This window comes from Flagellimonas sp. (assembly GCF_965233845.1).
In the GTDB taxonomy this organism is placed as follows: domain Bacteria; phylum Bacteroidota; class Bacteroidia; order Flavobacteriales; family Flavobacteriaceae; genus Flagellimonas.
Genome location: NZ_OZ247584.1, coordinates 3459139 through 3471629, shown reverse-complemented (window position 1 = coordinate 3471629; position 12491 = coordinate 3459139). Strand labels below are relative to the sequence as shown.

7 protein-coding genes are annotated in these 12491 nt (G+C 42.8%); 4 read left to right on the top strand and 3 right to left on the bottom strand.

The features are described 5' to 3' along the window. The first annotated feature begins 118 nt into the window (after window positions 1–118). Entirely contained in the window at window positions 119–1771 is a 1653-nt protein-coding gene (locus ACO6S0_RS15435) for a solute:sodium symporter family transporter (RefSeq protein ID WP_422349215.1), read from the top strand. Window positions 1772–2113: 342 nt separating this feature from the next. On the opposite strand, the gene ACO6S0_RS15430 is transcribed toward ACO6S0_RS15435, so the two are convergent. Genes ACO6S0_RS15430 through ACO6S0_RS15420 form a run of 3 tightly spaced genes read right to left on the bottom strand, consistent with a single transcriptional unit; the run spans window position 2114 to window position 6813 of the window. Then, entirely contained in the window at window positions 2114–3682 is a 1569-nt protein-coding gene (locus ACO6S0_RS15430; RefSeq protein WP_422349214.1) for a RagB/SusD family nutrient uptake outer membrane protein, read from the bottom strand. Between the two features lie 17 nt (window positions 3683–3699). Further along, entirely contained in the window at window positions 3700–4098 is a 399-nt protein-coding gene (locus ACO6S0_RS15425) for a hypothetical protein (RefSeq protein WP_422349213.1), read from the bottom strand. Between the two features lie 39 nt (window positions 4099–4137). Next, window positions 4138–6813, bottom strand: a complete 2676-nt coding sequence (locus ACO6S0_RS15420) for a SusC/RagA family TonB-linked outer membrane protein (protein WP_422349212.1) — start codon at window positions 6811–6813, stop codon at window positions 4138–4140. Between the two features lie 375 nt (window positions 6814–7188). On the opposite strand from ACO6S0_RS15420, the gene ACO6S0_RS15415 reads away from it, so the two are divergent. The 3 genes from ACO6S0_RS15415 (at window position 7189) to ACO6S0_RS15405 (ending at window position 12446) form a co-directional block, all read left to right on the top strand. Then, on the top strand, window positions 7189–8208 hold the full coding sequence (locus ACO6S0_RS15415; protein ID WP_138837661.1) for a LacI family DNA-binding transcriptional regulator: 1020 nt from the start codon (window positions 7189–7191) through the stop codon (window positions 8206–8208). Between the two features lie 69 nt (window positions 8209–8277). Then, window positions 8278–10581 carry a glycoside hydrolase family 65 protein gene (locus ACO6S0_RS15410; RefSeq protein WP_422349211.1) on the top strand — a complete coding sequence of 768 codons (2304 nt, stop codon included), beginning with the start codon at window positions 8278–8280 and terminating at the stop codon, window positions 10579–10581. Next, window positions 10578–12446: an alpha-amylase family glycosyl hydrolase gene (locus ACO6S0_RS15405; RefSeq protein ID WP_422349210.1), complete on the top strand. Its 1869-nt coding sequence runs from the start codon at window positions 10578–10580 to the stop codon at window positions 12444–12446. Before ACO6S0_RS15410 ends, ACO6S0_RS15405 begins: the two co-directional genes overlap by 4 nt. Window positions 12447–12491 lie beyond the last annotated feature (45 nt).

Genomic DNA, 12491 nt, shown 5'->3' with positions numbered 1-12491 from the left:
ATATTTTGTGGGATTAAGGCGAAAACGTTTGCGGTTGATAAGAATCTTAATTGGAGGGCTATTGTATTGACAAATAATCCAATATATTTAAGGATTACTAACAAACCAAGATATTGTAATGGTAGGAATTTTATCTTTTTTAGGCTTTACGCTACTCGTTGGAATCATTGCTTATTTGGCAACGCGCTCAACTGATGAAACCTCATCCGATGGCTATTTTTTAGGAGGACGAAGTTTAACAGCAGGCGTTATTGCTGGGTCGCTATTATTGACCAATCTTTCCACGGAGCAGATTGTTGGATTGAACGGTAGTGCCTATAAAGATGGATTGTCCGTGATGGCATGGGAAACATTGGCAGCGATTGCCATGGTTGTTGCAGCAATTTTTTTGTTACCCAGATATCTAAAAGGTGGACTTACCACCGTTCCCCAGTTTTTGGCGGATCGATTTGATGTGGCCACAAAGACCATTACTTCAGGATTGTTTTTGACAGGTTATGTGGTGGTTTTGCTACCAGTAATACTGTACTCAGGATCGGTAGCGATCAGCGGAATGTTCAATGTTCCCGAAATGTTGAATGTCTCGGACACCACTGCCTTGATCATTTGTATTTGGGGCATTGGGGTCATTGGTTCCATTTATGCGGTTTTTGGAGGGCTAAAAGCTGTGGCGGTCTCGGATAGTATCAATGCTATTGGATTGATGATTGGGGGGATTTTGATTCCCATTTTTGGACTCATGGCCATTGGGGATGGAAGTGTTTTTCAGGGTTTGGACACGCTGATGGCCGCGAACCCAGAACGCTTTGATTCTACGGGAGAGCACGGGCAGGAAGTTCCATTCTCTACCATTTTTACCGGAATGATGTTGGTGCAGCTATTTTATTGGGGAACCAATCAGCAAATTATACAACGGGCTTTGGGGGCAAAGAATTTGGCCGAGGGGCAAAAAGGGCTACTGCTTGCCTCGTTTTTGAAGATTTTGGGTCCACTTATCCTGGTTCTTCCTGGGATGATTGCCTTTCATTATTTTGATGGAAACCTAGAGTCCAGCGATATTGCCTACCCAGCCTTGGTAGGGGCGGTATTACCCAAATATTTGGTTGGCTTTTTTGCCGCTGTGCTTTTTGGTGCCATTTTGAGCTCCTTCAATAGTGTTTTGAACAGTTCGGTCACCCTATTTGGGATTGATATCTACAAGCAGCATATCAATAAGGAGGCTTCCGAGTCCACCGTGGTGAAGTACGGGAAAGTCTTTGGGGTTTGTTTGGCCTTGGCTGCCATGTTCATAGCACCCTTGATCGCCAATGCCGGAAGTTTGTTCAATTATTTACAGGAAATCAATGGAATCTACAACATTCCTATTTTGACCATCATTGTGGTGGGTTACTTGACCAAAAGGGTTCCGGCCATTGCGGCTAAAATTGCCATATTCTTGGGGTCTGGACTTTATATCATCAGTCAGTTCATTGTTGGACCCAAATTGGTGGACAATGCATTGGAAGCTGCAAAAGCAGCTGGAGTTACGGATGAAGCAGCCCTACGATTGGTGGAGGCCGATGCGTATCCCCATTATTTGCATGTCATGGCAATTCTTTTCTTGTTGAATGCTGGGATAATGCTATTGATTGGTAAATTCTATCCAAGGAAAGAAGCCTTTGTCCAAGAATATACAAAGCAGGTTGAGATTACTCCTTACCGACATGTGAAGCAGGTAGGATTGGCCATTTGCGTGATCGTGGTGGGCATCTATATCTACTTTGCCAAATAAATTCTAACAGGCCTTTTGCCAATTATTTTTGGTGAAGGGTCTTCCATTTATTGAACGAGCAAGCTGAGCTTCGTATTAAACTTGGTTGAATCATCTGATTAAGCTTACTAGGGATAACCATGGAATCGTTTTAGATTCCAACATCACTCTTCACTCCTACAAGCTGTTTTTCATACTTAAATACTACGTACTACTTGTAAAAATCCAATAGGGTTAACCGTTCAAAGATTAATCCGATTAATAGTAATGGGGATTCTGGAGCTTTGCCTGTGAAAAGGAGAAATAGAAAAAGGCTGCCCGCGGGCAGCCTTTAAACTATAAGATAAACTTAAACTTGGATTGTTAATACCCTGGATTCTGCACCAAATTTGGATTGGAAAGCAAGGCATTGGTTGGTATTGGGAACAAATTTTTGTTGTCATCCCCAACAGATTCGGCATTTTTGAACTCCCAATCTCTGGTAAACTGTCCAAAACGAATCATATCGGTTCTACGGATCGCTTCAACATAAAGCTCTCTACCTCTTTCAGCCAACATATCGGCCTCGGTAACTGAACCTAGTGGAGTAGCTCCCCTTAAGGCACGAAGCTCATTAACCATTGCAGTGGCATCACCACCACCAGCACCTCTCATGATAGCTTCAGCTTTCATTAAATGGGCATCTGCATATCTGAAGATGATTTCGTGGTTGGTAAAGGAGCCGTTAACTGGATGGTACTTAATGACCCGTACACCAGTACGCTCATTGTTACCCACCAATCCAGGCAATTCCTTGGTAAACACCAACGGATTACCAGGACGGTCGTTAAGTGCGTTTCCTTCGGCATCGTAAGCTTGTCCGATAAAGAATCCGTAAGCGAATCCTAAATTGGTTTCATCAGCATTGGATGCATCTGGCACCCAACCTCTACGCTCTTCTTGGCCATCTCCAACATTGTTGGAAGTAGGATTACCTTCAAACATATCGTAGAATTCTGCCAAGGTGCTAAATCCGTTCCATCCACCACCTGTGTTATCAGGGGCAACGGTGTTGTAGTGAGCCCCGTTCCAGATTCTGTTACCCACGGATGTTGGCAACCAGAAAATAGTTTCGGAATCTGCATCTTCCTTGAAAATATCAAAATAACCATCTTGCAAGGCATAGCCTTCAGCCGCAATGGCATCAACAAGGGAAACAACTTCGTTTAGAGCAGAAGCATCTGGAGCTCCAGATCCACTGTAAACACCGGAGTTCAATAGAACCCTAGCTTTTAAGAAACGGGCAGCCGCCTTGGTTCCTCTACTTTGATTGGCAACATCATTGGCCGCCACACTTGGAAGACCTGCAATAGCAACATCCAAATCGCTCAAAACGAAATCATACGCTTCCGTTCTGGATAGGATAACTGGATTAACGTCAGGACCTTCATCTGGTTGTCTGAAAGGTACTTGCCCGTACATGTCCATGATTACCCACATGGCAAAAGCTCTTACAAAGCTTGCTTGGGCAACCTGCTCAGCAGTAGAACTACTTCTTGAATCTATTACCTCAGAGGCAAGGAAAATGGTCTGGTTCCAGTTGTTCCATACGTTAAGGATATACTGGTGACCTGGAGACCAGGTATGGGCATGAAGGGTTCTCCAAATACCATTATCGCCCCAGTCCGTACCTCTGGTAGGAACCAGTTGCTCATCTGTAGCTACTTCCTGCAATGCATAGAAGTTGGCCTGATCTCCCAATCTGTTCATACCGTTGAAAAGGTTGTCAACGGATGCAGCTGGGTCTTCAACACCATTAAAGATGCCTCCGGTGGCCGTAGACTCATCAATGATAGAGTCGGATTCTTCAATTTCGAGATCGGTACACGAAATTGCAAACACCACACAGAATGTGGATAATAGCCATAATTTTAATTGATTTCTTTTCATCATTATTCAATTTTTTTTAATTAAAAGGTGGCATTTACACCAAAAGTGAATGTTCTTGGTCTTGGGAATGCCGTTAAATCTATACCAGCAGTTGGTAGACCATTCAATAGATCCAATCCATTGTTAGCTGGTGATACACTTACCTCTGGATCCAAGCCTGAGTAATCTGTAATCAAGAACAAGTTTTGTCCTGTTAAAGACAACCTTAGACTTTTAATAGCTCCGTTACCACTTAGAGGTACATTGTACCCTAAGGATGCGTTCTGGAAACGTACAAAATCACCTTTTTCCAAAAATCTAGTAGATACCTCGGCAGCAGCATTACCTGCTTCTCCACTTGTCAAAACATTAGGAGTAACGTTTCTTGCGTTGGCAATGGAACCTGCAGTAAAGAATGCGTTCGCGGTGTTGTTGTACACGGAGAATCCGAATTGACCTGTGAAAAAAGCTGAGAAATCCTAGTTCTTATAAGAGGTATTCAAGGAGAAACCGGCTATAACGTCTGGAAGTGCATCCTCACCAACAAAGGTTTGAACATCACCAATAGGCTGACCATTGCCGTCAAATCCTCCAAACTCTCTTAGGAAATAGGAGAATAATGGCTGGTCTCCTGCCAAAATTTGGGCAAATGCCAAAGAAAGTCCCTGACCTCTAATGGTACCTGCTGGAATTTGACCTCCAAAATCCTGCAATTCGTTTTCGTTATAGGAAATGTTGAAGGAAGTGCTCAAATTAAAGTCTTCTGATTGTGCAAAATCATAAGCGATTGAGAATTCAACCCCTTGGTTCAATACAGTTGCATCCAAGTTTTGGAAGAAGAAAGGCTGGGGAGATGGCTGCGCAGCTGGAACACTCAACAGAAGATCTGTTGTTTCCTTGCGATACACATCAATTGTTCCTGAAAGCCTATCGTTATTAAATCCAAAATCAAGACCAACACCATAGGAAAGTGTTTCTTCCCACTTCAATTGGTTGTTTACGAAGGATACTGCTTGGGTACCTGGAATAGCAATTTCCCCACCATTCTGAATATCACCCGCAGGGTTAGTGGTGTAACGCTCTCTACGAACGAAGTTACCATACCCTAAACCTTCTTGGTTACCAGTAATACCTCCACTAAGTCTAAGCTTAAGTGTTGAGAACGCATCACCCATAAAATCCTCTTCATGTAATTTCCAGGCAAATGCACCGGAAGGGAAGTAACCATATTGGTTATCCGGACCAAAACGGGAAGAACCATCAGCCCTTATGGTACCAGTAAACAAATACTTGTCTGCAATGCTGTAGTTTACCCTACCAAAGAAAGACTGCAACTCATCCGTAAAATCGAAAGTGTCCGTAAAAATGGAACGCACATCGATTAGCACAGAAGAAATATTGTCGGTTACAGGCGAGGGGAAAAGTCGATTTATAAATATCTCACTTTGTCCAGTTCCAATACCGTACTGCTGATATCTTCCGCTAATGTTAGCTTCAATGGTATTGGCAGATCTCTCCAAATCATCTCCCATACGGTCAAGATTGGAAGTATTGAATCCCCATCCTTGGATGTTTCTTCCATCTCTTCCAAAATCTTGATATGAGAAACCAACAAGAACATCAAGGAAAGAATTTTCCAACTCTTTCTTATAGGTCAATGTTGCCTCCAAAAGGTTATTGGCTACATTGATATCGTTTACTGCGGCACGACCATTACCACTAGTACCGTTGGACAAACCAACTACATCACGGCTAATTCCGGATTTTCTAGTCGACTCAGAAGTGTCATAACCATAAGTTACCTTACCCGTTAGCTCTGGAGTAAAGTCGTATTCCAAGGAAACGTTAGCCAAGAACCTGTTGGTAAAGGCTGTACTTTGAGTTACATGCAACAAGTTGGAAGGGCTTAACAAACCTCCACCTGGAGCAAAATCAACATCGGTGGGCCAAGTTGGGTTGGCAGAATATGCAGCACCCAATAAATCCCCGTTAAATCCAGCACTACCGGAAATGGGTGGTGATTCATCATTTACACGTGATACGGTAGCTTGTACATTAAGTCTAAGCTTATCATCCAAAAAGCGGTGTGTCCAGTTGGCTCTTCCTGTAATTCTTTCCAAAGAAGATTCTTCGATAACACCAAACTGATCTTGGTAACCAAAAGTGGCGCGGATATTACCCTTGCCATAGTTTTTGGACCAAGAAAGGTTTTGGTTGTGCGAAGTAGCGTTTCTAGTCACAATATCTTGCCAATCTGTGTTTGCACCAAAATCTTGATCTGCTGCAACCCCACCGAATTGTGCAACACCGGCTAGGAATTGCTCACGGTTCAACAAGGTATACTCGTTGGCAGGCTTGGAGAAACTAAGGCTAGAAGAAAACTCGAATACACCATCAGATCCAGCTTTACCACTCTTCGTGGTAATGATTACAACCCCATTTGCACCCCTGGAACCGTAGATCGCAGTTGCAGAAGCATCCTTCAAAATACTGATGCTCTCAATATCAGAAGGGTTCAAGAAGTTCAATGGGTTTTTTGCCGCACTGGACCCCAAACCTAAACTCCCCTGTCCAGTGGCTGAGGTATCATCTCCAGCAAGTGGAACACCATCAACTACGAAAAGTGGATTGTTGTTGGAACGCACAGAGTTTGTACCCCGAATACGGAATTCAACTCCGGCTCCCGGTTCACCACTGGTCTGTGTAATCTGAACCCCCGCGGTCTTACCCTGAATCAACTGTTCAGGAGATGAAATTACACCTCCGTTGAAGTCCTCAGCGGTTACGGATGCTACAGCTCCCGTTGCATCTTTTACCGTAGTGGTACCATAACCAATGATTACAACTTCATCCAATGCCTGGGCATCTTCCTGAAGCGTGACATTAATGGTAGTCTGTCCATTTACGGAAATTTCTTGCGTGGTGTAGCCAATGTAGCTGAACACCAATACCGAAGAATCGTCAATACCACTAAGGGTATAATTACCATCAAAATCGGTCTGCGTACCATTGGTAGTGCCTTTTACAAGAACACTTGCTCCCGGTAATGGACCGTTTACATCCGTAACAGTACCAGATACCGTCTGAGCCTTTGCCAATCCAAAGCATAAAAATGCCCCAGAAAGCAAAATGCTTTTTAGTAGCGTAATCTTCATAAATAATTAATTTTAAGTTTAGTTAATTTCAATTCAATTGTTAAACATATATAAAAATAAAGTTAATCCGTAGTTAGCTAGAGTATGATTCGCAACGAAAACGGTTTCGTGTTAATAACTTTAGGATTTTGCGAGTATGGTAAAGCTTTTATCTATTAATTAGTCAATTCGCAATTTTCCCGTGAAGATTTGGAAGTTAATGCAATCCTATAGCTAATATACTATTTTTATTTTTTACCGAAATTTGCGCTTTTTTTAGCATAAAATTAACCTTGGGCCGAGCCATCAATTTTGTTAAAAAAGTTTGACTAAAGTTGAGATCTGATGTATATTGGCTAACTTCAAAAAAATACTGGGAAGAAAAGACGGCGCGCATTGAAATCAAAGATTACATTAAAGGATATTGCAAGGGAATTGGAGGTTTCCATATCCACAGTTTCAAAGGCCTTGAAGAACAGTGAGGAGATCAGTAGGGATACCAAGGAAAAGATTCAAGCTTTTGCCAAACTTTACAACTATCGCCCCAACAATATAGCCATTAGCCTTAAGAACAAAAGAACCAAAAATATTGGCGTTGTCATTCCCGATATTGTCCATCACTTTTTTACAACCGTAATCCGAGGCATTGAGAAATATGCCAATGCACGTGGGTACAATGTAATTGTATGTTCTTCGGACGAATCCTTCGACAGGGAAGTGATCAACATGGAAATGTTGGCCAATGGCAGTATTGATGGCTTTATCATGTCTTTGGCGTCAGAGACCCAGCAAAAAAATGACTATAACCATTTAAAAGAGGTAACCGAACAAGGTATTCCCGTCGTGCTCTTTGATCGGATTACCAATGAGGTAGAATGCGATAAGGTGATTATTGACGATCAACTTGGAGCTTATATGGCCGCCAAGAAAATGATCGATCAAGGCAGGAAAAAAATTGGGCTCATAACCACTGCGGATTATCTAAGTGTTAGCAAGGCTCGCACCCAGGGATACAGAAAGGCCTTAACCGAGCATAATTTAGAAGTTGACGAATCCAGAATCCTCAAGTTGTCCAGCATGGACATGGATGAAGAACTCATTCAACAGTTTTTTGAATCCACAGAAATGGATGCGGTACTGTGTGTCAATGAAATTTTTGCTGTGTATACCATGCGCTTGGCCCAAAGGAATGGACTTAGAATTCCGGAGGATATCTCTTTTATTGGATTTACGGATGGGTTTCTTTCCGAATATGCCAACCCCAGCTTAACAGTAATTGCCCAACACGGGCAAAAGATGGGGGAGATTTCTGCTCAGATGCTCATTGAAAAAGTGGAGAGCGAAGCAGAAGAGGAAACGTACCAGACCAAGATTTTGGAACCTACTTTGGTGGTAAGGGATTCTACAATTAACTAAGTTTGCAGCTGCTCTAGGGCTGCAGAATTAGAAAACTAACTTTTACTTACCAATTAATCAGCGCAGATTATGAATCAGGATTATATAAAGGCGGACGCGTGGTCTATTGTTGAAGAAGGCTTTGATAAAGAACGGGTTAAGTCATCCGAAAGCTTGTTTAGTATTGGGAATGGTGCAATGGGCCAAAGGGCCAATTTTGAAGAACATTATTCCGGGCAAACCTTTCAGGGAAGTTATATAGCAGGGGTGTATTACCCAGACAAGACCAGGGTAGGATGGTGGAAAAATGGATACCCTGAGTATTTTGCCAAGGTTCTCAACGCCCCCAATTGGATTGGGATTGATGTTTTTGTGAATGGTGACCCATTGGATTTGAACACTTGTAGAGCCGTTAAGGATTTTAAGAGGGAACTCAACATGCGCGAGGGCTGGTACCAGCGCAGTTTTGTGGCTCAAATGGCAAATGGAATTGAACTACAAGTTAAGGCAACCCGATTTTTAAGCTTGGATTTGGATGCTTTGGGGGTCATACAATACGAGATTACGCCAATAAATCAGGATTCCCAAATCAGGTTTGTGCCCTATTTGGACAGTGGAATTACCAATGAGGATAGCAATTGGGACGATAAGTTTTGGAATACTACCAAGCTAGATGTCATGGGCAACCAAGCATTTATTGAAGCCCACACCATGAAGACCAATTTTGCCACCTGTACTTTTATGGAAGCCCAAGTAGCTTACAATGGAAATTCAGTTGCCTCAAAAGCAGGAACAAGAAATGAAACCTATGCGTCCATTGAATTTGATCAGGAGGTGGCCAAGGGAGAAAAAATAACCTTGACCAAATTGGGGGGATATACGGTTTCAAGAAATCATGATAAAACCCAGTTGATCAATGCCGCCAAAACGGTATTAAAGCAGGGCTCCGATTTGGGATTTGAAGTATTGCTCGCAAAACAAAAGGAAGCCTGGGCCAAAATTTGGGAAATGAGCGATATCACCATTGAAGGGGATATAAAAGCACAACAAGGTATCCGATTCAATATTTTTCAGCTGAACCAAACCTATCTGGGGAAGGATTCCAGACTTAATATTGGCCCCAAAGGATTTACAGGGGAGAAATATGGAGGAAGTACCTATTGGGACACAGAAGCCTATTGTCTTCCTTTCTATATGGCAACAAAAAATCAAGGGGTGGCCTGGAATCTTTTGGAGTACCGATACAACCACCTGGAGAAGGCCATTGAAAATGCCGAAAAGCTCGGTTTTTCCAATGGGGCGGCACTCTATCCCATGGTAACCATGAATGGGGAGGAATGTCATAACGAATGGGAAATTACCTTTGAGGAAATACACAGAAATGGAGCTATTAGCTTCGCTATTTTCAATTACCACCGTTTTACGGGAGACTACAGCTATATTCCAAAAATGGGATTGGAAGTCCTGATTGGGATAGCCCGATTCTGGCATCAACGGGTCAATTTTTCTGAGGATAAACAGCGCTATGTCATGTTGGGTGTTACAGGACCCAATGAGTATGAGAACAACGTAAACAACAACTGGTATACCAACTACTTGGCTAAATGGTGTATGGAATATGCTTTGGAACAAATAGGAATCGTAGAAAAGGAATATCCTGAGGATTTCAAACGAATTCAGACCAAGACCAAAATCACTTCCGAAGAAACTTCAGATTGGGCCAGGGTTGCAGACCAAATGTATTTTCCATTCTCTGAAAAACATCAAGTCTTTTTACAGCAGGATGGTTTTTTGGATAAGGATTTGGTGCAAGTGTCCGATTTGGACAAGTCGGAACGCCCCATTAACCAGAAATGGAGTTGGGACAGAATTTTGCGCTCACCTTATATCAAACAAGCCGACGTTCTTCAGGGATTTTATTTTTTCGAAGATCATTTCAGCCAAGATGCCTTGGAAAAGCACTTCGATTTTTATGAGCCGTTTACGGTGCATGAATCCTCACTGTCCCCTTGCGTACATAGTATTCAAGCCGCAAAGCTGGGTAGGATGGAACAGGCCTATAGGTTCTATCTGAGAACTTCCCGGTTGGATTTGGATGACTATAATAAAGAAGTGGAAGAAGGGCTGCATATTACTTCAATGGCAGGAACATGGATGAGCATTGTAGAAGGATTTGGCGGAATGCGCATAACAGATGACCAGCTGTCCTTTAGCCCTCAAATTCCCGAACAGTGGGATTCCTATGCCTTTAAAATTAACTATCGGAACCAAATTGTTACCGTATCCGTGTCCAAAAAGAGCTCTGTTTTCGAATTAACAGGAGAAGCCAACTTGACAATCCAAGTAAACGGCAAGCTTGTGCCACTGGTTCCGGGTGAGAAGATAGAAGGATGAAACGTAACTTGGGAATAGTACTGTTATTGCTGATGGGAACAGTGCTTTCCTGTGAATCCAAACCTGACCAAGCCAATCCAAAACCAAGCATGAAAAAGAAAGCCGTTGTTTACCAAGTTTTTACCCGCCTTTTTGGTAATACCAATACCACCAACAAAACTTGGGGAACCATTGAAGAGAATGGGGTGGGGAAGTTTAATGATTTTTCGGAAAAAGCTCTTGCAGAAATCAGGAAGTTGGGGGTGACACATGTTTGGTATACCGGGGTGCCCCACCATGCCTTGGTCAATGACTATACAGCTTATGGGATTTCCAATGACGACCCCGATGTGGTCAAAGGAAGGGCAGGATCTCCCTACGCGGTAAAGGACTATTACAATGTGAATCCGGATTTGGCAGTTGATCCAGCCACACGCCTTGAGGAGTTCAAAGCACTTATTGATCGTACCCATGCAGCTGGAATGAAGGTAATCATTGATATTGTTCCCAACCATGTGGCCAGAAGCTACCAAGGCTTGACCAACCCTGAAGGCACCGTGGATTTTGGTGCTCATGATGATATTTCCAAGGAGTATGATGTCAATAATAATTTTTACTACATACCCAAAAGCACTTTTAAAGTTCCCGAGTGGCAAGATGGGTATTTGCCTCTTGGAGGGGAGGAATCGGTTTTAGCTGATGGAAAATTTGAGGAGAACCCTGCAAAATGGACTGGCAACGGTTCGCGATTGGCACAACCCCACTTCAACGATTGGTACGAAACGGTTAAGGTAAATTATGGCTTGCGACCCGATGGGTCCAAGGATTTTGAGGAACTCCCCATGGGAATGGAAAAACAAGGGTATGCGGAACACTTTCAGTTTTGGGAAAACAAAACTGTCCCCAACTCTTGGAATAAGTTCAAGGACATTGCGCTCTATTGGTTGGACTTTGGTGTAGACGGGTTTCGTTATGATATGGCCGAAATGGTTCCTGTAGAGTTTTGGAGCTACCTCAATTCCAATATTAAAACTAAAAATCCAGATGCTTTTTTGTTGGCCGAGGTGTACAACCCAGATTTGTACCGCGATTATATCCATAAAGGAAAAATGGATTACCTCTATGACAAGGTGGAGTTGTACGATAGTATAAAGCATGTTATGATGGGCTACGGTTGGACGGATCATATCCCAGTGGTTCAAAAAGGAATGGCAGATATTGAACACCACATGCTCCATTTTTTGGAGAATCATGATGAGCAACGAATTGCAAGCCCCGAGTTTGCTGGAAGTTCACAAATGGGAAAGCCCGCCATGGTAGTTTCTGCCACCTTGAGCACATCTCCAACTATGATTTATTTTGGACAAGAAGTGGGTGAACCCGGTGTGGAGGATGCGGGCTTTGGAAAACCCAGTCGCACCTCTATTTTTGACTATGTTGGTGTGCCGCACCATCAGCGTTGGATGAACAATGGGCATTTTGATGGGGGGCAACTTACTGAGGATGAGAAAAACTTGAGGGACTTTTACCAACGCTTGCTCAATTTTACGATCTCAAGCAATGCGCTGATGGGAGACTATGAGGAAATCCATTTTTATAACAAGGACCACACGGAAGGATATGATCATAAAGTACTCTCTTTTGTGCGATGGAAAGATGGGGAGAAGTTGATCGTCATATCCAATTTTGACAAGGATAGAACGTATACCCTGGACTTAAAGATACCGGAGGATGTGATAGCCAAATGGCATCTGAAAAATTCTGCCTACGCTTTAAAGGAAGAGTTGTATGGAATTGAAAAAGCTACGCTAAAAATCCAAGAAGGACGTGGGTTTATTAGCCTACAACTCCCGCCTTTGGAATCCTATATTTTTAGTGTTCAATAAAAAGCGGCCCACATTGTGGGCCGCCAAAGTTCAAAGGTCGGTTAA